Source organism: Pseudomonas sp. ZT5P21, from assembly GCF_054897785.1.
Genome location: NZ_CM142705.1, coordinates 5,005,798 through 5,028,001 on the forward strand (window position 1 = coordinate 5,005,798; position 22,204 = coordinate 5,028,001).

At 59.9% G+C, this 22,204-nt stretch carries 20 protein-coding genes; 13 read left to right on the forward strand and 7 right to left on the reverse strand.

The annotated features are described in order from the left end of the window. Positions 1-162: 162 nt before the first annotated feature. Positions 163-642: an Lrp/AsnC family transcriptional regulator gene (locus tag ACYZT9_RS23295; RefSeq protein WP_045062103.1), complete on the forward strand. Its 480-nt coding sequence runs from the start codon at positions 163-165 to the stop codon at positions 640-642. Positions 643-865: 223 nt separating this feature from the next. After that, positions 866-1,075, forward strand: a complete 210-nt coding sequence (locus ACYZT9_RS23300) for a DUF2788 domain-containing protein (protein WP_462007603.1) — start codon at positions 866-868, stop codon at positions 1,073-1,075. On the opposite strand, the gene ACYZT9_RS23305 is transcribed toward ACYZT9_RS23300, so the two are convergent. From ACYZT9_RS23305 to ACYZT9_RS23320, 4 genes are all read right to left on the reverse strand, one after another. After that, positions 1,070-1,711, reverse strand: coding sequence for a pseudouridine synthase (locus tag ACYZT9_RS23305; RefSeq protein WP_462007604.1), 642 nt, complete (start codon positions 1,709-1,711; stop codon positions 1,070-1,072). The genes ACYZT9_RS23300 and ACYZT9_RS23305 overlap by 6 nt on opposite strands. Before the next feature lie 71 nt (positions 1,712-1,782). Continuing rightward, positions 1,783-3,282 carry an AMP nucleosidase gene (gene amn / locus ACYZT9_RS23310; protein WP_462007605.1) on the reverse strand — a complete coding sequence of 500 codons (1,500 nt, stop codon included), beginning with the start codon at positions 3,280-3,282 and terminating at the stop codon, positions 1,783-1,785. A 178-nt stretch (positions 3,283-3,460) separates the two neighbouring features. Continuing rightward, a complete protein-coding gene (locus ACYZT9_RS23315; RefSeq protein ID WP_462007606.1) occupies positions 3,461-5,107 on the reverse strand; it encodes an acyl-CoA dehydrogenase family protein in 1,647 nt (548 codons plus the stop codon). Positions 5,108-5,180: 73 nt separating this feature from the next. After that, positions 5,181-7,550, reverse strand: coding sequence for a 7TM diverse intracellular signaling domain-containing protein (locus ACYZT9_RS23320; protein WP_462007607.1), 2,370 nt, complete (start codon positions 7,548-7,550; stop codon positions 5,181-5,183). Between the two features lie 312 nt (positions 7,551-7,862). On the opposite strand from ACYZT9_RS23320, the gene ACYZT9_RS23325 reads away from it, so the two are divergent. The 4 genes from ACYZT9_RS23325 to ACYZT9_RS23340 all read left to right on the forward strand — a co-directional run bounded on the left by ACYZT9_RS23325 (position 7,863) and on the right by ACYZT9_RS23340 (position 11,380). Continuing rightward, complete coding sequence (locus ACYZT9_RS23325) at positions 7,863-8,660, forward strand: hydroxymethylpyrimidine/phosphomethylpyrimidine kinase (protein ID WP_462007608.1); 798 nt, start codon at positions 7,863-7,865, stop codon at positions 8,658-8,660. 18 nt (positions 8,661-8,678) lie between these two features. Next, positions 8,679-9,302 carry a thiamine phosphate synthase gene (gene thiE / locus ACYZT9_RS23330; RefSeq protein ID WP_462007609.1) on the forward strand — a complete coding sequence of 208 codons (624 nt, stop codon included), beginning with the start codon at positions 8,679-8,681 and terminating at the stop codon, positions 9,300-9,302. 15 nt (positions 9,303-9,317) lie between these two features. Continuing rightward, positions 9,318-10,601, forward strand: a complete 1,284-nt coding sequence (gene hemL, locus ACYZT9_RS23335) for a glutamate-1-semialdehyde 2,1-aminomutase (protein ID WP_462007610.1) — start codon at positions 9,318-9,320, stop codon at positions 10,599-10,601. Between the two features lie 224 nt (positions 10,602-10,825). Further along, a complete protein-coding gene (locus ACYZT9_RS23340; protein WP_462007611.1) occupies positions 10,826-11,380 on the forward strand; it encodes a tetratricopeptide repeat protein in 555 nt (184 codons plus the stop codon). Positions 11,381-11,415: 35 nt separating this feature from the next. On the opposite strand, the gene ACYZT9_RS23345 is transcribed toward ACYZT9_RS23340, so the two are convergent. Further along, positions 11,416-11,745 (reverse strand): DUF1820 family protein, encoded by a 330-nt coding sequence (locus ACYZT9_RS23345; protein WP_007894425.1) that lies wholly within the window; start codon positions 11,743-11,745, stop codon positions 11,416-11,418. 135 nt (positions 11,746-11,880) lie between these two features. On the opposite strand from ACYZT9_RS23345, the gene miaB reads away from it, so the two are divergent. The 5 genes from miaB (at position 11,881) to lnt (ending at position 17,289) form a co-directional block, all read left to right on the forward strand. Continuing rightward, on the forward strand, positions 11,881-13,209 hold the full coding sequence (miaB, locus tag ACYZT9_RS23350; RefSeq protein WP_462007612.1) for a tRNA (N6-isopentenyl adenosine(37)-C2)-methylthiotransferase MiaB: 1,329 nt from the start codon (positions 11,881-11,883) through the stop codon (positions 13,207-13,209). A gap of 204 nt (positions 13,210-13,413) precedes the next feature. After that, a complete protein-coding gene (locus ACYZT9_RS23355; RefSeq protein WP_462007613.1) occupies positions 13,414-14,418 on the forward strand; it encodes a PhoH family protein in 1,005 nt (334 codons plus the stop codon). Continuing rightward, the gene (gene ybeY / locus ACYZT9_RS23360) at positions 14,411-14,905 is read left to right on the forward strand and encodes an rRNA maturation RNase YbeY (protein ID WP_462007614.1); all 495 of its coding nucleotides are present in this window, start codon (positions 14,411-14,413) and stop codon (positions 14,903-14,905) included. Before ACYZT9_RS23355 ends, ybeY begins: the two co-directional genes overlap by 8 nt. A 5-nt stretch (positions 14,906-14,910) precedes the next feature. Further along, positions 14,911-15,750, forward strand: coding sequence for an HlyC/CorC family transporter (locus ACYZT9_RS23365; protein WP_462007616.1), 840 nt, complete (start codon positions 14,911-14,913; stop codon positions 15,748-15,750). A 15-nt stretch (positions 15,751-15,765) separates the two neighbouring features. After that, positions 15,766-17,289: an apolipoprotein N-acyltransferase gene (gene lnt / locus ACYZT9_RS23370; RefSeq protein ID WP_462007617.1), complete on the forward strand. Its 1,524-nt coding sequence runs from the start codon at positions 15,766-15,768 to the stop codon at positions 17,287-17,289. 107 nt (positions 17,290-17,396) lie between these two features. On the opposite strand, the gene ACYZT9_RS23375 is transcribed toward lnt, so the two are convergent. Together ACYZT9_RS23375 and ACYZT9_RS23380 are read right to left on the reverse strand one after the other, a co-directional pair. After that, entirely contained in the window at positions 17,397-18,176 is a 780-nt protein-coding gene (locus ACYZT9_RS23375) for a YdcF family protein (RefSeq protein WP_462007618.1), read from the reverse strand. 107 nt (positions 18,177-18,283) lie between these two features. Beyond that, a complete protein-coding gene (locus ACYZT9_RS23380) occupies positions 18,284-18,604 on the reverse strand; it encodes a hypothetical protein (RefSeq protein WP_462007619.1) in 321 nt (106 codons plus the stop codon). 281 nt (positions 18,605-18,885) lie between these two features. Here ACYZT9_RS23380 and leuS point away from each other — a divergent pair, with 281 nt between their 5' ends. Further along, complete coding sequence (gene leuS / locus ACYZT9_RS23385) at positions 18,886-21,492, forward strand: leucine--tRNA ligase (protein ID WP_462007620.1); 2,607 nt, start codon at positions 18,886-18,888, stop codon at positions 21,490-21,492. 87 nt (positions 21,493-21,579) lie between these two features. Next, the gene (locus ACYZT9_RS23390; RefSeq protein WP_462007621.1) at positions 21,580-22,185 is read left to right on the forward strand and encodes an LPS-assembly lipoprotein LptE; all 606 of its coding nucleotides are present in this window, start codon (positions 21,580-21,582) and stop codon (positions 22,183-22,185) included. The last annotated feature ends 19 nt before the right edge of the window (positions 22,186-22,204 follow it).

Consider the following 22,204-nt stretch of genomic DNA (forward strand, 5'->3'; position numbering starts at 1 on the left):
CGAGCCGCTGGGGACTGTTTGTCCGAGCAGTGATTCTGGTGATAAGAATAGGCCGCAGGCGTCGGCAGAAGATTGCGAAGATTGCTCAAACAAACATGGCTTGCGCAATTTTTAACCCTGGATAGATAATCTGCCGCAATTGAGATGACAAAGGCCTGACTGATGAGCAAACTGGACCGATACGACCTGAGCATTTTGGCGGAATTGCAGCGTGACGCGCGCATCTCCAACCAGGAGCTGGCCGAACGCATCGGCCTGTCGCCTTCACCGTGCTCGCGCCGGGTCAAGCAACTGGAGGACGACGGCTACATCACCCGCCAGGTGGCGCTGCTGGATCGCAAAATGCTCGGTTTGAGCCTGACCGCCTATGTGTTGATCGGCATGGACCGGCATACGCCGGAGCGGTTCGAGAACTTCGAAGCGGCGATTCGCACGTTGCCGCAAGTGCTGGAATGCAGTCTGGTGACGGGGATGGATGCGGACTACCAGCTCAAGGTGGTGGTGCCGGACATGGATCACTATCAGAAATTGCTGCTGGGGCATCTGACGCGAATTGATGGGGTGACGAGTGTGCGGTCGAGCTTTGTGTTGAATCAGGTGCTTAACAGCACCGAACTGCCGCTGACTCATCTGCGCAGCTGACATGCTTACCTGTAGGAGCGAGCTTGCTCGCGATGGACGTTAACAATAACGCGTGCGTCCTGATTAAACGCGCCGCCTTAATTCCATCGCGAGCAAGCTCGCTCCTACAGTTTAGGGCGGGGCGACGAATAGCTGCGACACACCGCCGCAGGCCCATGCCCCGCCGATTCCCCATGCCGTATACTCCAGCGCCTTTTAGCCCCGCCCGCGCTGGAGATGTCCGATGGATCCTGCAGTATTCGAAGAGTGGATGATGACCGGACTGGTCAGCATTCTGATCATTTTCATGGGTTTCATCGTCTGGGACCTGGCGAAAAAATCCAAGGCCGGGCGCTTCGGCTCGTTCATTCTGTTCTTCGTGCTGGGGCTAGGTGTAGCAGCATTCGTGGTCAAAAGCGTGGTTATCGGCATGATCGAGACCGGCACTTTATAACCGCGCCGGCACTTCCTTCCACTGACCCTGATCGAGCCCTTCGATCGACCAGTCACCGATCCTGACCCGCACCAACCGCAACGTCGGCAAGCCGACCGCCGCGGTCATGCGCCGGACCTGACGGTTACGCCCCTCGCGAATCACCAGCTCCAGCCAACGGGTCGGCACGCTTTTGCGAAAACGTACCGGCGGATTGCGTGGCCATAATTGAGGCTCTTCAAGCTGCCGCGCTTCAGCGGGCAAGGTCATGCCGTCGTTCAGTTCGACACCGTCGCGCAAACGCTGCAACTGTTCAGCGCTCGGTTCGCCCTCCACTTGCACCCAATAGGTCTTGGCCAGTTTGTGTTTGGGATCGGCAATCCGTGCCTGAAGCTGGCCGTCGTTGGTCAGCAACAGCAAGCCTTCGCTATCGCGGTCCAGACGCCCCGCTGGGTAAATACCGGGAATCTCGATGTAGTCCTTGAGCGTCGACCGCCCTTCGCCATCGCTGAATTGCGTCAGCACATCGAAGGGTTTGTTGAACAGGATCAGTTTCGGCTCGGCCGGTGGCGCTTTGGCAACACGGCGCGGGGCTGAAGAGATTGGCGCAGGTTTCGCACCAGGACGGCGGGAAACGGGACGAGGTGGACGGGGCATGGCGAAATGAACATCTAACAGTCAGGGCTGCTAATCCTAGTGCCCTGACCGTCAAATGACCATGACCACAATCAGCGGAACGGCGGCTCGTCGAAGCTGCGCAGTTTGCGCGAGTGCAGCGAGTTGAGTTCGGTGCGCAACAAATCCACCGCCTCGATACCGATCTTCAAGTGCTGGCTGACCGCGCGCTCATAGAAGGCGTTTGCCGAACCCGGCAGCTTGATTTCACTGTGCAGTGGTTTGTCCGAGACACAGAGCAACGTGCCGTATGGCACCCGCAAGCGATAACCTTGCGCTGCGATGGTGCCGCTTTCCATGTCCACCGCCACGGCGCGGGACAGGTTGATCAGCGGCCGTTCCTGGGCCCAACGCAATTCCCAGTTACGGTCGTCGTAGGTCAGCACGGTGCCGGTGCGCAGGCGTTTTTTCAGCTCGTCGCCCTTCTCGCCGGTGATGTTGGCCGCCGCTTGCTGCAACGCCATTTGCACTTCGGCCAGGGCCGGAATCGGAATGTTCGGCGGCACGACCCGGTCGAGAATCCCGTCGCGACGCATGTAGGCGTGAGCCAGCACGTAATCGCCGATGGTCTGCGACTGACGCAGGCCGCCGCAGTGACCGATCATCAGCCAGCAATGCGGACGCAACACCGCCAAATGGTCAGTGATGTTCTTGGCGTTGGACGGCCCGACGCCGATGTTCACCAGGGTCACGCCATGACCGTCGCTGGCGATCAGGTGATAGGCCGGCATTTGATAGCGGTGCCAGACCACACCGGCCGCAATCGCCGAGGCTTCGCCGTGATCCATGCTCTTTTCGATGATCACGTTGCCCGGCAGAACCATGCGCACGAAACGCGGATCGTTGCGCAACTGCTCAAGGCCATGGACGATGAACTGGTCGACGTAGCGGTGGTAGTTGGTCAGCAGGATCCACGGCTGCACATGGCGCCAGTCGCTGCCGGTGTAATGAACCAGACGGCGCAGGGAAAAATCCACCCGAGCGGCATCGAACAGGGCCAGGGGCAGCGGATCTGTGTTTTCCCAATCATACAAACCATCAGCGATGCCATCGGTGGCGGCGGACAGGTCGGTACTCGGGAACACCCGCGCCAGCACCGCAGCGGTCACGCCGGAGCCGGCCAGCTCATCGCCCTGCTCGACCACGTACGGATACGGAATGTTCTGCTGGCTGATGCCGACTTCCACGGTCACGGTGAAGTCGTGCATCAACGGCACGAGTTGTTCCAGCAAGTATTTACGGAACGCCGCCGGATGGGTGACGGTGACACTGTAGGTCCCCGGCAACTGCACCTTGGCGTAGGCGCGCGTGGTTTGTGGGACTTCACCCTGGCAGTGGTAGGTCAGACGCAATTCAGGATAACGAAACATCGCACGCTGTTCAGCGTCCGGTTCAATACGATCCTTGAGGTAACGCTTGAGCGCCTGATTCAGCGCGGTGGTTGCACGATTGTGCAAGAGCGCAAGCCGGTCCACGGCTTGCTCGGCGGTTTGAACGACAATAAAAGCTTCGGTCACGATCAGCATCCTGTGTTCTGACTTGCAGGTCTTCATCTTGCCTGCATCGTCGTCGGACGGGAACAGTGGCGTGTTGATACATAAGCGTCTTGATCACCACTGAGCCCCTGGGGGAGCGAGCTTGCTCGCGATGACTGACTAACATTCGCCAAATATGCTGACTGTCATGCCGCTATCGCGAGCAAGCCCGCTCCCACAGGGGGATCGGTGGTGTTTACAGAAGCGGGGTCGAGCGGGCGACAATCGCTTCCACATCCAATCCCCGTGGCAACGCGCCATACACGCGACCGCCGCAGCCCAGGCGACTGGCGATAAACGCGTCGCTAACCGCCGAATTGCCGGCCTCCAGCAATAGCTTGGCCTGCAGCCCCAGCGCGATGTCTTCGGTGAGCTGGCGGGCACGATACTGAATGTCGCTGGTGTCCTTGAACGCTGTGTGCAATTGACTGATGTGCGCGGCCAGTCGTTTATCGCCATGACCGTCACCCAGCTCACTGAACAGCACATCCAGCACACCCGGCTCTTTCGACAACGCCCGCAACACGTCCAGGCATTGCACGTTGCCGGAACCTTCCCATGTCGAATTGACCGGCGCCTCACGATACAAACGGGGCAGGATGCTGTCTTCGACATAACCCGCGCCGCCCATGCACTCTGCGGCTTCATTAATCATTGCCGGCGCACGTTTGCAGATCCAGTATTTGCCCACTGCGGTCACGAGGCGCGCGAATTTCGCTTCGTGTTCATCATTTAGATGATCCAGCGCCTTGCCCATGCGCAGGCTCAACGCCAGGGCGGCTTCACTTTCCAGCGCCAGATCGGCGAGGACGTTCTGCATCAACGGTTGTTCGCTGAGCAGCTTGCCGCCGACGCTGCGATGGGCGCAGTGATGGCTGGCCTGAGTCAATGCCTGGCGCATCAACGCACTGGAACCGACCATGCAGTCGAAACGGGTCATGGCGACCATTTCAATGATGGTCGGTACACCACGCCCTTCTTCGCCGACCATCCACGCCAGCGCACCACGGAACTCGACTTCGCTGGAAGCGTTGGAGCAATTGCCGAGCTTGTTTTTCAGGCGCTGGATGTAGAACTGATTGCGCGTGTCGTCCGGGCGATGGCGCGGCAGCAGGAAACAGGTCAAACCCTTGTCGGTATGCGCCAGGGTGAGAAAGGCATCGCACATCGGCGCCGAACAGAACCATTTGTGGCCCACCAGTTCGTAGGCCTGGCCCGGACCGCTGGCACCCACCGGATAGGCTTTTGTGGTGTTGGCCCGCACGTCGGTGCCGCCCTGTTTCTCGGTCATGGCCATGCCGATGGTGACGCCGGCCTTGTGCGCCATGCCGAAATTGCGCGGGTCGTATTCAGTGGCAAGAATCTTCGGCAGCCACTGCTCGGCCAGGTCCGGTTGCAGGCGCATCGCCGGGACGCTGGCGAAGGTCATGGTCAGTGGGCAACCGCTGCCGGCTTCGGCCTGACTGTGCAGATACGTCATGGAGGCGCGGGCGACATGAGCGCCGTCCTGTGGATGCGCCCAAGGCAACGAGGTCAGACCGTGCTCAACCGCCGTGCGCATCAGTTCGTGATAGGCCGGGTGAAATTCCACCAGATCGATGCGGTGACCATAACGGTCGTGACTGCTGAACACCGGCTTGTTCTGATTGGCCAGAAACCCCGCTTCCATCAATGGCCCGCCGGCCAGTGCGCCGTAAGCGTCGATCCGCGATTCGGCCCAACCGGCCCCGAAACGCCGCGACCACTCCTGTAAAGGCAAGTCAATGCGATACAGGTTGGTGCCGTCCAGCGACGGTGGCTGGTTGGTGACTTCGTGGGTTTCGGCGAACTGATGCAGGTTCATGACGGGGCTCCTTTGGTCAGCCAAGGAATTCAGTTAATCACTGCCCCGAGGCTGAACAAAGTGGCATATCCGCCTAACTGTCGGCGCTTTCGCCTTGTTCTGGACAGAGCACCCGACGATACAGCGCAGCCTGCAAGTCTTCGAACCTCACCGGTTTGCTCAGGTAGTCGATCAACGCCCCGGTCAGGCAACGCTCCCGATCAGCGCTCAGGGCAACCTTGAACACCGGCAATTGCGCGCAGCCCGGCAAGGCACGAATCTGGCAACACAGTGAGACGCCATCCAACGACGGCAACTGACCATCGAGCAGCACGGCGTCGAAGGTTTCACGCTGCAAGAGATCCAGCGCGGTCACACCATTGTCGGCCGTTCGCACCCGGAACCCGAGCTTGAGCAACATGCCGCGCATCACCAACTGATTGATGCTGTTTTCATCCACCAGCAGCACGGTGCAGTCCTGCGGCAGGCGCAGACGCGGGAATTCCCGAGTCTCTCGCTCTACCACGGCCAACTCAAACTCGACGTCAAGCTGGAAACGACTCCCACGACCGGGCTCGGAGCGGTGAGTCAGCTTCCCACCGAGCAAGTCGACCAGTTGCCGACAGATCGCCAGGCCGACGCCCAGACCGCCATATTCACGGGTCATCGAGCCGTCGAGCTGGAAGAAGCGTTGGTACAGCGTCGCTTCGCCCAAATCGGTGAAGCCGATGCCGGTGTCGATCACCGCAAAGGACAGTGCCAGCCGCCCCGGTTCCGCGGGTTTACCCGTGACTCTCAGCGCCACTCCACCCACTCGAGTGAACTTGATCGCGTTGTCCAGCAGGCATTCCAGGCATTGCGCCAACTTGATGTTGTCGCCGTGCAAACGGTCCGGCAGGCCTGGCGTGACGTCAACCTTGAAGTCCAGTAACTTGCCTGCTGCATTGCCTTCGAACTGCACACGCAAGGCATCGACCACGCTGCGCAAACTGAAGGTGGACGCATTAGCCTTGAGTTTGCCGGCCTGCAATTCGGTCAGGGTGAGGATGCCGTTGACCATGCGCATCATGTCTCGCGCCGAACCGGCAGCCGTTTGCTGGTATTGCTCCAGCTCAGGGTCCATCTCGATGGTTTGCATCAACTCCAGCGAACCGATCACGCCGTTCATGGGGGTGCGCAATTCGTGGGTCAGCGTGGCGAGGAACTCGTCCTTGAGCTTGTTACTGTGCGCCAGTTGCTGGTTGAGTATTTCGAGCTTTTGGCCGGCATCGAACAAAGTCTGCGCCTGTTGCTCACGCATGGCGTTGATGCGGTCCGCCAGGGCCAGGGACAACAGCGCCACTTCGATGGCCGAGCCGATCTGGCTGGAATACATGGTCAGGAACACGTTCGGCAGGTAACCCAACACCATCAGCGTGTTGACGACGCCGCCAAGCAGAAACGCCGACCAGGCGATGATGAAATAACGCGCCACCCGCAGGCCGCGCCACCAGACGAAAATCCCCGCAGCGAAAATCACTACCGTGAATATCAGCGCCAGAGCCGTCGCCAGACGCAGGGCCAGGGCGTAACTGGTCATCAACGACAGGCCGACCACCACCGCCCCGAACGCAACCAGCACCAGCAGCAAGCGATCGAGCCAGCGACTGTGGGTAGCCGTCTGCAGGAAGCTGCGGGCGAACTGACTGCCGAACAGCCCTGCACACCCAATGAAGAACGGCGTCGCGGCGTTGGCCCACCAAGGATCATTCGGCCAGAAATACTGCACGGCCGCGCCGTTCACCGACAGTTGATACAGACCGAACGAGGCAATGTAGAAGATGTAATAGAGGTAACTGGTGTCGCGCACGCTGAGGTAGATGAACAGGTTGTAGACCAGCATCCCCAGCAACACACCGTAAATCACGCCCAGCACGTAGAGCCGGACCGGTTGTTCTTCGAGAAAAGCAGTGCTCGACCACAACGTGACCGGTGCCTGGACAGACCCTTCGCTTTGCAGGCGCAGGTACAGGGTTTGCGTTTGATCCGGCGTGAAATTCAGATTGAACAGGTAGTTGTTCTGGCGAATCTCGCGACTGTCGAACGGCAAGGCATCACCGGTCTGGCGGACCAATTGATAGGTCCCGGCAGTATCGGGCAAATACAGATCAAGATGATCGAGGGGCGGATAGGCCAGCTCGAGCAGCCAGGTCCGTCGCACAGCGGGATTGGTCGGGCGGTAATGCAGGTCGATTTTCAGCCAGAACACCGAACGCGAATAACCGGCGTTGAGGGTGGCCTTATCGTGGGGTTTGAAGTTTCCGGCAGCAGCTTGCGCACGGATATCATCAATGGTCGCCTGACCATCGACATCTTCGAACACTTGCAGGCTTCGACCCAGGGGCAGGCTTTGAGTGAATTCATTGAATTCGACTGCGCTTGCCATGAGGGGCAAGCAAAACAGCAACATCAGCAAATAGCGCATTTAAGCCCCAGCGTGGCCTGTCCGGTTATCTCAGGAAGCCCCTCATTTCCCTTTGAGTAGACGTAAAACCGGTATTACCTGTTGTTTGGATCCACTCTAGCATAGCCGTTGATGGCCATTGAACACCATTGAAATATTTCCTGCAAAGGCTCTAGTACGGGCGCTTCAGCGAAGCACGTGCGTTAGAGCTGTTCGCCCGGTCAGATTGTGACAACCCCGGGGGGGGGTTGCAATCTCGCCCTTCACTCTCTATCGGCAGACCTGGCGGGCACTGCACCCGAAAATCGATGTTTGGTGGTAAGCTCGCGCACCATGAATATCTACAGCTCTCGCCCTGTTGTCCTCTGTCTCTCCGGCCACGACCCAAGTGGCGGCGCCGGCTTGCAGGCAGATATCGAAGCCTTGCTTGCCCAGGGTTGTCATGCGGCCCCGGCCGTGACTGCCCTGACCGTGCAAGACACGGTCAATGTCACTGACTTCCGCGTCCTCGACCGTGAGTGGGTGTTGGCCCAGGCCAATGCCGTGCTCAACGATTCGCAAGTCGCTGCCGTCAAACTGGGCATGCTCGGTTCCCTGGAAATGGTCGACACCGTCGTCGAACTGCTTCAGGCGCACCCGCATTTGCCGATGGTCTGCGACCCGGTGCTGCGCGCCGGCGGTGGCGGACGACTGGGCAAGGATGAAGTCGGCTACGCCATGCGCGAACGCCTGCTGCCCTTGGCCATCATCGCCACCCCTAACCTTCCCGAAGCCCGCATCCTCGCCGAACTGCCCGAAGGCACCGCGGACGAGTGCGCCGCAAAACTCCTGCCATTCGTCAAACACCTGCTGATCACGGGCGGTCACGGCGATGAACACGAAATCCACAATCGCCTGTACAGCCGCGACGGTCTGCGCGAAACCTATACCTGCCAGCGCTTGCCCGGCAGTTACCACGGTTCCGGTTGCACGCTGGCCAGTGCCCTCGCCGGTCGTCTGGCGCTGGGTGAAAACCTCGTCAGCGCCGTGCAGACCGCGCTTAACTACACGTGGCGCACACTGCGCGATGCGGAGCAGTTGGGCAAAGGTCAGTTTGTGCCGCGCCGACTGCCGCTGGATTTCTGTTCGTAACGCCATGAGGCTTGTCCGATGAAACTACGTGGCCTTTACGCCATTACCGACAGCCAGTTACTGGCCGGTAAATTTCTATCGTACGTGGAGGCGGCGCTGGAAGGCGGCGTCACCCTGCTGCAATACCGCGACAAAAGCAGCGACGAGGCCCGCCGCCTGCGCGAGGCCGAAGCCCTGCGCGATCTGTGCGATCGCTACAAGACCCACCTGATCATCAATGACGATGCCGAACTGGCCGCGCGCCTGAACGTCGGCGTGCATCTGGGCCAGACCGATGGCCCGCTGACCCCGGCCCGTGCGCTGCTCGGTAGCCAGACGCTCATCGGTTCGACCTGTCACGCGCAACTTGAACTCGCTGAACAAGCGGCCAAAGAAGGCGCCAGTTATGTTGCCTTCGGCCGCTTCTTCAACTCCAACACCAAACCCGGCGCACCAACCTGCAGTCTCGGACTGCTCGACCAGGCCCGTAGCAAACTGCACCTGCCGATCTGCGCGATCGGCGGCATCACCCTGGACAACGCCGCGCCGCTGGTGGCACACGGGGTCGATCTGCTGGCGGTGGTCCACGGCCTGTTTGGCGCCGACAGCACGGCTGAAGTCACCCGCCGCGCCCGCGCATTCAACGCATTACTGAAAATCTGATTTGAGAGCCCGATCATGTCTCGTTCCGAAACGCTGTTTGCCAATGCCCAGAAACACATCCCCGGTGGGGTGAACTCGCCTGTTCGCGCGTTCAAAAGCGTAGGTGGCACGCCGTTGTTCTTCAAGCACGCGGAAGGTGCCTACGTCACCGACGAAGACGACAAGCGTTATGTGGATTACGTCGGTTCCTGGGGCCCAATGATCCTCGGCCACAGCCATCCGGACGTGCTGGACGCGGTGCGTAAACAGCTGGTACACGGTTTGTCGTATGGCGCTCCGACCGCGATGGAAACCGAGATGGCCGACCTGGTCTGCTCGATCGTGCCGTCGATGGAAATGGTGCGCATGGTCAGCTCCGGCACCGAGGCGACCATGAGCGCGATTCGCCTGGCCCGTGGTTTCACCGGCCGCGACAGCATCATCAAGTTCGAAGGCTGCTACCACGGTCACTCCGACAGCTTGCTGGTCAAAGCCGGCTCCGGCGCATTGACCCAAGGCGTGCCGAGCTCGGCCGGTGTGCCGGCGTCCTTCGCCAAGCACACCCTGACCCTGCCGTTCAACGACATCGAGGCCGTGGAAACCATGCTCGCTGAAGTCGGCCAGGACGTGGCCTGCATCATCGTCGAGCCGGTGGCCGGCAACATGAACTGCGTACCGCCGGCGCCGGGTTTCCTCGAAGGCCTGCGGACCTTGTGCGACAAGCACGGCGTGGTACTGATTTTCGACGAAGTGATGACCGGTTTCCGCGTCGCCCTCGGCGGTGCTCAAGCGCATTACGGCGTCACGCCAGACCTGACCACGTTCGGCAAGATCATCGGTGGCGGCATGCCGGTTGGCTGCTTCGGCGGCAAACGCGAAATCATGTCGCACATCGCGCCACTGGGCCCGGTTTATCAGGCGGGGACCTTGTCGGGTAACCCGCTGGCGATGGCGGCCGGCCTCACGACCTTGCGCCTGATCAGCCGCCCGGGCTTCCACGACGAACTGAGCGACTACACCAGCCGCCTGCTCGATGGCCTGCAACAGCGCGCCGATGCCGCCGGCATTCCGTTCGTGACCACGCAGGCCGGCGGCATGTTCGGCCTGTACTTCAGCGGCGCCGACGACATCGTCACGTTTGATGATGTGATGGCCAGCGACGCGAAGCTGTTCGGCCGCTTCTTCCACCTGATGCTCGAAGGCGGCGTGTACCTGGCGCCGAGCGCATTCGAAGCCGGCTTCACCTCGATCGCCCACGGCGAAGCCGAGTTGAAACTGACACTGGATGCCGCCGAACGCGCATTTGCCGCACTGAAGTAATGCTGCGCCGCTGACGTTGGCGATTGCCAGCGTCAGCTTTCACCTACAGCCCCGGATCTTTTCCTACTCATCTGCCGATAATCTCGCGCAAACCGGGCGATATATTCCCCGCGCAGCAGAAAAACGAGTAAAGACTTTGTAAGGTTGGCCCTGCTTATTTCATAATGCGCGCTTATTGGATCCCTCGATGGGTCCGCGCGCCCTCCAGAGGTAAGTCGATTCCCATGAACCGCACCGGCCGCGCCCTTGCACTGGGCTGCCTGTTGCTCCTTCAGCCCCTGCTCGCGCTCGCACAAGCAGGCGGCAACTCGTTGTTAATCCCAGCGATGGGTCGTTGCACCCTCAATACCCAGCCGCAAGACCTGGCACAGGCGCTCGCCGCCTGCGAGAAAGCGTCGGATGACGGGGATGCGCAAGCGCAATATGAGTTGGGTGAGTTTTACTACGACGGCAAAAACAACCCGCGCGACCTCAAATTGGCCCTGGCCTACTTCGAAAAGGCCTCGCTGCAAGGCCACGCCCAGGCGCAATTCAAACTCGGCACCATGTTCTTCCACGGCGAAGGCGTACCGGCCAATAACGTTCAGGCGTATATCGTGCTGAAAATGGCGGCGGTCAATGGCGCTGAAGAGGCGCTGGACACGGCGGATGAAGTCGCCGAGAAAATGCCGCGCGAAGAACTCGAGGTGGCGACCCAGGTGCTTGGGCAAATCTTCCGCAAGTACCTGATGGAATTGCAGAGCGCCGATGGGCGCACGCCGTTTTCGCCGCTGCCCTGAATTCTGAGTTGTTTTGACTGCCCCGGTCTTGAAGACTACTTCTCAGGCATCGGCATCGGAAACGGCATGACATTGCCGACCGCGCCGCGGGCTTCGCTGATTTTCGGCGTGCCAAGACGCTCGACTTCGTCGATGCGCACGATCGAATGCATCGGCACAAAACTGCGCACGACACCTTCGAACTGAGCCTTGAGCTTCTCTTCGCTCGGGTCGACGACCACTTGCGTGCGCTCGCCAAAGACGAATTCTTCCACTTCCAGGAAGCCCCACAGATCACTTTGATAGATCTGCTTGGCGTACATTTCATACACCTGGCCCTGGTTGAGGAAAATCACCTTGTAGATTGGAGCTTCACGTTTGGTCATGGTGGGCGAGCAACACATCGGGGGATAAAAATGAGGGCGCGAACTATAGCATAGCCACCGGACGCGCAGCGGTAGGAACCTGGGTACATGTTCCCTATAATGCGCGGTTCTTTGAATCACGTGATGACTGTATCCATGGCCAAGAAGCTTTACATCGAAACCCACGGTTGCCAGATGAACGAGTACGACAGCTCGCGCATGGTCGATCTTTTGGGTGAACATCAGGCCCTGGAAGTCACCGCTCGTGCTGAAGACGCCGACGTGATCCTGCTCAACACCTGTTCGATCCGCGAACGCGCCCAGGACCGGGTGTATTCGCAGCTCGGCCGCTGGCGCGAACTGAAACTGGCGAACCCGGAGATGGTGATCGCCGTCGGCGGTTGCGTAGCCAGTCAGGAAGGTGCCGCCATCCGCGATCGCGCCCCGTACGTCGACGTGGTGTTCGGCCCGCAGACCCTGCACCGCCTACCGGAAATGATCGACGCCGCACGCGCTACCAAATTGCCGCAAGTCGACGTCTCGTTCCCGGAAATCGAAAAGTTCGACCATCTGCCAGAGCCGCGCATCGATGGCCCGAGCGCATACGTGTCGGTGATGGAAGGGTGCAGCAAGTACTGCACGTTCTGCGTGGTGCCCTACACCCGTGGCGAAGAAGTCAGCCGACCGTTCGATGACGTGATTGCCGAAATCATCCACCTCGCTGAAAACGGCGTGCGTGAAGTGACCTTGCTGGGCCAGAACGTTAATGGCTATCGCGGGACCACCCATGACGGTCGCCTGGCGGATCTGGCCGAACTGATTCGTGTAGTCGCCGCAGTCGATGGCATTGACCGGATTCGTTACACCACGTCCCATCCGCTCGAATTCTCCGACAGCCTGATCCAGGCCCACGCCGAAGTGCCGGAACTGGTGAAACACCTTCACTTGCCGGTGCAATCCGGTTCGGACCGCATTCTTTCAGCAATGAAGCGCAACCACACCGCGTTGGAATACAAATCCAAACTGCGCAAGCTGCGCGCCGCCGTGCCGGGGATCTGCATCAGTTCGGACTTCATCGTCGGTTTCCCCGGCGAGACCGAAAAAGACTTCGAACAGACGATGAAGCTGATTGAAGACGTCGGTTTCGACTTCTCCTATTCGTTTGTCTACAGCCAGCGCCCTGGCACGCCGGCGGCCGATCTGGCCGACGAAACACCGGAAGAACTGAAAAAAGAACGGCTGAACGCCCTACAACATCGCCTGAATCAGCAAGGATTCGAGATCAGCCGACAAATGGTGGGCTCCGTTCAGCGGATTCTGGTAACCGATTATTCGAAAAAAGACCCCGGCGAGCTGCAAGGCCGGACCGAGAATAACCGGATCGTCAACTTCCGCTGCGACAATCCGACCCTGATCGGCCAATTCGCTGACGTACACATCGATGCCGCGCAACCGCACTCCCTGCGGGGTTCGCTGATCCCGTAACACCGTACTCCCCTGTGGGAGCAGGCTTGCTCGCGAAGGCGGTGTGTCAGATACATCAATGTCGACTGACACACCGCCTTCGCGAGCATGCCCGCTCCCACAGGGATGGTGTTTGGCGCTGGATTATTTAAGAGCTTTCGCACCCGCGCCACTGGCGTTATCCTTGATTTCATCTTAATTGCCCCAGGGCGGCTAAATACGACCTTGAACGCACCCATAGAACCACATCGTTTTATTCTCGAGCCTGTTGAGGCTCGCCGCTTCGCCAATCTGTGCGGGCAATTCGACGAGCATCTGCGCTTGATCGAGCAACGCCTGACCATCGAGATCCGCAACCGCGGAAACCAGTTCGAGCTGATCGGCGACCCCAAACACACCACCTCCGCGGAAAACCTCCTGCGCCGTCTGTACCGGGAAACCAAGGGTACCGAGCTGTCGCCGGACATGGTTCACCTGTTCCTGCAGGAATCGGCCGTCGAAGAGCTGGACAACGTTTCCCCGTCCGAACCCTCCGTGGCCCTTCGCACCAAGAAAGGCATGATTCGCCCGCGCGGCTTGAATCAGTTGCGCTACGTGAAGGAAATTCTCGGTAACGACATCAACTTCGGCATCGGCCCGGCCGGCACCGGCAAGACCTATCTGGCCGTTGCCTGCGCGGTAGACGCGCTGGAGCGCGAGCAGATTCGGCGCATCCTGCTGGTTCGTCCGGCGGTTGAAGCGGGCGAAAAACTCGGCTTTCTGCCGGGCGACCTGTCGCAGAAGATCGACCCGTACCTGCGTCCGCTGTACGACGCGCTCTACGAAATGCTCGGCTTCGAATACGTCGCCAAGCTGATCGAGCGTCAGGTGATCGAGGTGGCGCCACTGGCCTATATGCGCGGTCGAACACTGAACAACAGCTTCATCATTCTCGACGAAAGCCAGAACACCACCGTTGAGCAGATGAAAATGTTTCTGACCCGGATCGGCTTCGGTTCCACGGCGGTCATTACCGGTGATATCACCCAGGTCGACCTGCCGAAAGGCACCAAGTCCGGGTTGCACCATGTGATCGAAGTGCTGAAGGACGTACCGGGCATCAGCTTCACCCATTTCATGCCTAAAGACGTTGTGCGCCACCCACTGGTGCAGCGAATCGTCGAAGCCTATGAGCGCTTCGAGAATCGCGCAGCAGACGAAACGCACAAGGACAGTCGCCGCGATGCTTGAGCTTGATCTGCAACTGGCCACCGAAGCATCCGCTCCCAGCGAAGCCGAGTTCCGCCAATGGTGCGAACTGGCCCTGCGCCAGCGCACCGCCGACTCCGAGATGACCATCCGCCTGGTCGACGAAGCCGAAGGGCGCGAGCTGAACCACACCTGGCGGCAGAAGGATTACGCCACCAACGTGCTGTCGTTTCCCGCCGATGTGCCGGACGAGTTTCTTGATATCCCGCTGCTGGGCGATCTGGTGATCTGCGTGGCGGTGGTCGAGCGCGAAGCCGCAGAACAAGGCAAGGAACTGAAGGCCCACTGGGCACATCTGGTCATTCACGGCTGCTTGCATCTGCTGGGTTACGACCATATAGATGACGATGAAGCCGAAGAAATGGAAGCACTGGAACGAACGTTGCTTGCAGAGTTGGGCTATCCCGATCCGTACGCGGACGACGAAATTGAAATATCCCCTATCGTGACAACAAAGGATTCAGAGTAATCGCTATGAGCGAAGATCGATCGAGCAACGGGCAGAAGTCATGGCTGGGTAAACTCACCCAGGCTTTTGCCCACGAGCCGAAGAACCGTAAGGAGCTGCTGGAGCTTCTGCGCGACGCACATCAAAACAAGTTGCTGGACAGCGAAGCGCTGGCCATCGTCGAAGGCGCCATTCAGGTTGCGGACCTGCAAGTACGGGACATCATGGTCCCACGCTCGCAGATGATCAGCATCAAGGCGACCCAGACACCCCGCGAGTTTTTGCCTGCCGTGGTCGACTCGGCTCACTCCCGTTACCCGGTCATCGGCGAAAGCCACGATGACGTGATGGGCGTGTTGCTGGCCAAGGACTTGCTGCCGTTGATCCTCAGGGAGAACGGCGACAGCTTCAACATCAAGGACCTGCTGCGCCCGGCCACCTTCGTGCCCGAGTCCAAGCGCCTGAATGTGCTGCTGCGCGAGTTTCGCGCCAACCACAACCACATGGCCATCGTCATCGATGAGTACGGCGGTGTGGCGGGTCTGGTGACCATCGAAGACGTGCTGGAACAGATCGTCGGCGATATCGAAGACGAGCACGATGTTGAGGAAGACAGCTACATCAAGCCGCTGCCCAGCGGTGACTTCCTGGTCAAGGCCCTGACGCCGATCGAGAACTTCAACGAGTTCTTCGACAGCGAATTTTCCAACGATGAGTTCGACACCGTCGGCGGCCTGGTGATGAGTGCGTTCGGGCACTTGCCTAAACGCAATGAAATCACTGAAATCGGCCATTATCGCTTCCGTATCCTCAATGCGGACAGCCGTCGGATTCACTTGCTGCGCCTGACGCCGATCGCTCGATAAAAACTAAGGATAGAAATGCGCTGGATAACCCGCCCCGGCTGGCCCGGTAATCTGCTGGCCGTGGCGGCCGGTGCAATCACCACCCTGGCCTTGGCGCCGTTCGATATCTGGCCGCTGGCGTTGCTGGCGGTCGGCTTCTTTTACGCCGGCTTGCGTGAACTGAACCCCCGACAGGCCTTGGGCCGTGGCTGGTGCTTCGGCTTCGGCCTGTTTGGCGCCGGCACCAGCTGGATCTATTACAGCATCCACAACTTCGGAGGCGCGTCAGTGCTGCTGGCCGGGTTCCTGATGCTGCTCTTCACCGCGGCGATTGCCTGGTTCTTCGCCCTGCCCGCCTGGATCTGGACGCGCTGGTTGCGTCGCAACGAAGCACCGCTGGCCGATGCCATGGCGTTCGCAGCGCTGTGGGTAGGCCAGGAAGCATTTCGTGGTTGGTTCCTCACCGGTTTCCCGTGGCTTTACTCCGGTTACAGCCAGCTCGACGGCCCGCTGGCCGGGCTCGCACCCGTCGGCGGGATGTGGCTGGTGTCCTTCACCCTGGCCTTGACGGCCGCGCTGATCTACAACGCTTCGCGCCTGATCAAGACGGGTCGCAAAGGCTTCATTGCGGCGGGTGTGCTGCTGTTGGTCGGCCCTTGGGTCGCCGGCATCGCGCTCAAAGGGTATGCCTGGACCAGCCCGGCCGGCGCACCACTGAGCGTCGCGGCGATTCAGGGCAATATCGAGCAAAGCATGAAGTGGGACCCGGCGCAGCTCAATGCGCAACTGGCGCTGTACCGCGACATGAGTTTGAGCTCCAAGCGTGTCGATCTGCTGATCTGGCCGGAAACCGCGATCCCTGTGCTCAAGGATTCCGCCCAAGGCTACCTGGACATGATGGGCAAGTTCGCTGCCGAGCGGGATTCGGCAATGATTACCGGCGTACCCATCCGCGAAGTCGTCCGCCACGAAAAGCGTTTCTTCAACGGCATCACTGTCGTCGGCGAAGGTGACGGCACTTATCTGAAGCAGAAGCTGGTGCCGTTCGGCGAGTACGTGCCATTGCAGGATGTGCTGCGCGGCCTGATTGCCTTCTTCGACCTGCCGATGTCGGACTTTGCCCGCGGCCCTGCCGATCAGGCGATGCTGCAAGCCAAGGGCTACCAGATCGCTCCGTTCATCTGCTACGAAGTGGTTTACCCGGAATTTGCCGCCAGCCTCGCGGCGCGCAGCGATCTGTTGCTGACCATCAGCAACGACACCTGGTTCGGCACCTCCATCGGGCCGTTGCAACACTTGCAGATGGCGCAGATGCGGGCACTTGAGGCCGGTCGATGGATGATCCGCGCCACCAACAATGGTGTGACCGGCCTGATCAACCCCTTCGGTCAGATCACCACGCAGATCCCGCAGTTCGAACGCGGCATCCTGTACGGCGAAGTGGTGCCGATGCGCAACCTTACGCCATACCTGCAATGGCGCTCGTGGCCGCTGATCGCCGTTTGCGTGTTGTTATTTGGCTGGGCATTGATCGCCAACCGGATGGCGAAAACCGTTTAAAAGCTTCGCGAGCAAGCCCGCTCCCACATTTGACCGCATTTCTCTGAGAGAACGCGATTATCTGTGGGAGCGGGCTTGCTCGCGAAGGCGGCATCATCGGCGCCGAATCAATCAGTCGCGACATCCCCTCGATAGAACAACCAATACCCGATCTGCCCCACTGCCTCATTCAACAGTTGCCCGCTCAGCCAGATCGACTTGAATTCCGGCATCCAGCCGCCCAATGGCCGGGCATTGTCCACGCCTAAAAACCCTACAGGTGCCGCTACCACCTCAAAGCCTGCCTTCTGGAAACTCCAGACTGCCCGCGGCATGTGCCAGGCCTGCGTCACGACCACAACGCGCTTGATCCCTTGTGGCAGCAACACCTCGGCGCTGAACTGCGCGTTTTCCCAAGTCGTACGGCTACGCCCTTCCTGCCAACGCACGGTGACGCCGAAATCATCGAGCAACGAGTCCGCCATCACTTTGGCTTCTGTCGGGAGTGTGCCGTAATGCAGGCCGCCACTGGTCAGCACTGGCAAGCCGGATGACTTGGCCAGTCGCGCGGCATATCGCTCGCGCTCCAGCGCAACACCGGTCGGCTGGTCTGTCCCCCACGCCGGATCACCACGTTCCCGTCCGGCACCGAGGACGATGATTGCATCGGCGCGCTGAGCCAGCGTTGCCCATTCGCCGCGAGCCAGCGGCGGCTCGCGCTCAAGGATGTTGGCGCTCCACTGCACCACCACCGGCAAACTCATCAACCAGAAACCGCCCACGCCCAATACAAAGCACACTCCCGCAAGCCGGGGCCTTGATCGGCGAAACCACCAGGCGAGCACCAGCAACAGCAATAAAATGCCGGGCGGCAGCAGAAGTTGTTTTACGAAATAACGAAAAGGCATCGAGCATCTCCTGAAGATGCCCGAAGCCTAAGTGGGTTGACGCAATGCGACAACAAATGCGGAAGGACCATGCTTCAAAAAACCATATGTCATGGCTTCAAGTGCCCTTACTTGAATTGCAGAGAGCGGACCTTTGCCGCGTCCCTGCCCGGTGCCTTGTCCCTGAGCCAGATGATCTTGGCCGAACGTGGTGCGTCGAGTTGCTTCACTGCTTCTGACAAGCATCCGTGTGTTTCACGTTCACTACGGTCCAGATACGCCTTGACCAGTGCAAATTCTGCGGGGCTCAGGCCACGCAACTCCAGCTCCAGGGGACGTTCATCGCGCAACCGGTCAGCAGTTTTCGCCGCGTCCAGGGCCAATCCCAGACGATCGATCAGTCTTTCGTACAGCTCCGGTTTCGTAACTTTTTGCCGTGACTCAACCATCCCTCACCTCATTGAAGATAAGACTCACTCCCCATTTAGAGCTTAGCTTCCATGAACAAACCGGCTGAGCGCCGCGACCAACGGCCCTCGCAGCCATTTTTGCAAGACTTGCGGCAGCAATCAGGGTTTCCCTCGGTAGAGTGCGGTCATGTATGCTACGGCGCTTCCTGTAACTCCACTTCCAGCTCGCCTGGACACCGAAAAACGCCGATTTGGCGTGATCACCGTCCAGCGTTGCATTGAAGAGGATTAGGCCACCCCTATTCAGTTCAAAAGTAGCCATGCACGAACAATATCAGCCCCGTGAAATCGAAGCCGCCGCCCAGTCGTTCTGGGACGAGCAAAAGTCCTTTGAAGTCAGTGAACAGCCAGGCAAGGAGACTTTCTATTGCCTGTCGATGTTCCCTTACCCCAGCGGCAAGCTACACATGGGGCACGTGCGCAACTACACCATCGGCGACGTGATCTCCCGCTATCAGCGCATGCAAGGCAAGAACGTCCTGCAACCCATGGGTTGGGACGCCTTCGGCATGCCGGCGGAAAACGCCGCAATGAAGAACAACGTAGCGCCCGCCAAGTGGACCTACGAAAACATCGCCTACATGAAAACCCAGCTGCGCAGCCTGGGCCTGGCAGTGGACTGGTCCCGCGAAGTGACCACCTGCAAGCCGGACTACTACCGCTGGGAACAATGGCTGTTCACTCGCCTGTTCGAAAAAGGCGTGATCTACAAGAAAAGCGGTACCGTGAACTGGGACCCGGTCGACCAGACCGTTCTGGCCAACGAGCAGGTGATCGACGGTCGCGGCTGGCGTTCCGGCGCGCTGATCGAAAAGCGCGAAATCCCGATGTACTACTTCAAGATCACCGCTTACGCGGATGAACTGCTGGAGAGCCTCGACGAGCTGACCGGCTGGCCTGAACAGGTCAAGACCATGCAGCGCAACTGGATCGGCAAATCCCGCGGCATGGAAGTGCAGTTCCCATTCGATGTCGCTTCCATTGGCGAAGCCGGCGCATTGAAAGTGTTCACCACCCGTCCAGACACCCTGATGGGCGCGACCTACGTTGCCGTGGCCGCCGAACACCACCTGGCCACCCTGGCGGCGCAGAACAACCCTGAGTTGCAGGCGTTCATCGCTGAATGCAAGGGTGGCAGCGTCGCTGAAGCCGACGTTGCCACTCAAGAGAAAAAAGGCCTGCCGACCTCGCTGTTCGTCGAGCACCCGCTGACCGGTGAGAAACTCCCGGTGTGGGTCGCCAACTACGTGCTGATGCACTACGGCGATGGCGCGGTCATGGCGGTTCCGGCGCACGACGAACGTGACTTCGAATTCGCCACCAAATACAACCTGCCGATCAAGTCGGTAGTGCGCACCCGTTCAGGTGACACCAACCCGGCACCGTGGCAGGACGCCTACGGTGAACACGGCACGCTGATCAACTCCGGCGAGTTCGATGGCCTCGACTTCGAAGGCGCATTCGACGCCATTGAAGTCGCGCTGCTCAAGAAAAACCTCGGCGCTTCACGCACCCAGTTCCGCCTGCGCGACTGGGGCATCAGCCGTCAACGTTATTGGGGCTGTCCGATCCCGATCATCCATTGCGACAGCTGCGGTGACGTGCCGGTGCCGGAAGATCAATTGCCTGTGGTGCTGCCGGAAGACGTCGTACCCGACGGCGCCGGTTCGCCATTGGCGCGCATGCCGGAATTCTACGAGTGCACCTGCCCGAAATGCGGCGCACCGGCCAAGCGTGAAACCGACACCATGGACACCTTCGTCGAGTCCTCGTGGTACTACGCCCGTTACGCCTCGCCGCACTATGAAGGTGGTCTGGTGGAGAAAGCGGCGGCCGACCATTGGTTGCCGGTGGATCAATACATCGGCGGTATCGAACACGCGATTCTTCACCTGCTCTACGCGCGCTTCTTCCACAAGCTGATGCGCGACGAAGGCCTGGTGAGCTCCAACGAGCCGTTCAAGAACCTGCTGACCCAGGGCATGGTGATCGCCGAGACTTACTATCGCCGCGAAGCCAACGGTGCTTACACCTGGTTCAACCCGGCTGACGTCGAACTCGAACGTGACAGCAAAGCCAAGGTCATCAGCGCCAAGCTGATCGCCGACGGTCTGCCGGTGGAAATCGGCGGCACCGAGAAGATGGCCAAGTCAAAGAACAACGGCGTCGACCCACAGTCGATGATCGACCAGTTCGGCGCAGACACCTGCCGCCTGTTCATGATGTTCGCCTCGCCGCCTGACATGAGCGCGGAATGGTCCGACTCTGGCGTCGAAGGCTCACACCGCTTCCTCAAACGCGTCTGGCGTCTGGCTCAAGCGCACGTGACTCAAGGCCTGCCGGGCAAACTGGACGTCGCAAGCCTGAACGACGAGCAAAAAACCATTCGCCGTTCGATCCACCTGGCCATCAAGCAGGCCAGCCACGACGTCGGCCAGAACCACAAATTCAACACCGCCATCGCCCAGGTGATGACGCTGATGAATGTGCTGGAAAAAGCCGCGCAAGGCACCGAACAGGATCGCGCGCTGGTTCACGAAGGTCTGGAAGCCGTGACACTGCTGTTGGCTCCGATCACCCCGCACATCAGCCATGAGCTGTGGAATCAACTGGGTCACGCTGATCCGGTGATCGACGCTGGCTGGCCGGCGGTGGACGACACCGCACTGGTGCAGGACAGCTTGCAACTGGTCATTCAAGTCAACGGCAAGCTGCGCGGGCACATCGAAATGCCGGCCAGCGCCAGCCGCGAAGAAGTCGAAGCCGCCGCGCGTGCCAATGAAAACGTGCTGCGTTTTGTCGACGGCCTGACTATTCGTAAAGTGATCGTAGTGCCCGGGAAACTGGTCAATATCGTCGCCAGCTAATTGGATCAGGCGCCAGGTGAGCCTGGTGCCGAGTAAAACCTTTCGGGCCGCACGGTCGGCCCACATGGTTTCAAGGGGAGCAACAAGATGATCAAACGCAATTTGCTGGTGATGGGCCTCGCGGTCCTGTTGAGCGCCTGTGGTTTCCAGCTGCGCGGCACCGGCACCACTGAACTGGCGATCAAGGAACTCGACGTGAGCGCCCGCAACGCTTATGGCGAAACCGTGACCCAGTTGCGTCAGGTGTTGCAAAGCAGCGGCGTCAAAGTCTACAGCGGCGCGCCTTACAAACTGGTGCTGACCGATGAGCAGGACACCCAGCGCATCCTCAGCTACGCCGGCGCCGGTCGTACCGGTGAGTATCAGGTGAGCACCGTGCTCAGCTATGACATTCGTGGCCAGGGCAATCTGCCGCTGCTGAGCAACAAGCTCGAAGTGCAGAAAGTCTTTATCCACGACGGCAACAACCTGGTGGGTTCCGATCAGGAAGCCAACGATGCCCGTCGCGAAATGCGTCGTGAGCTGGTTCAACGCATGATGCTGCGTCTGCAACAGTTCACCCCGGCCCAGCTGGATCAGTTGCAACAGACCGCCGACGCCAAGGCCAAGGCTGACGCTGCAGCACTGGAAGCCGCGCAGAAGGCTGAAGCGGAAACGCCGCGTCAGTCGCCCATCGAAATCCCGCAGCAGTAAGACTTACGGGGCGCTCAGG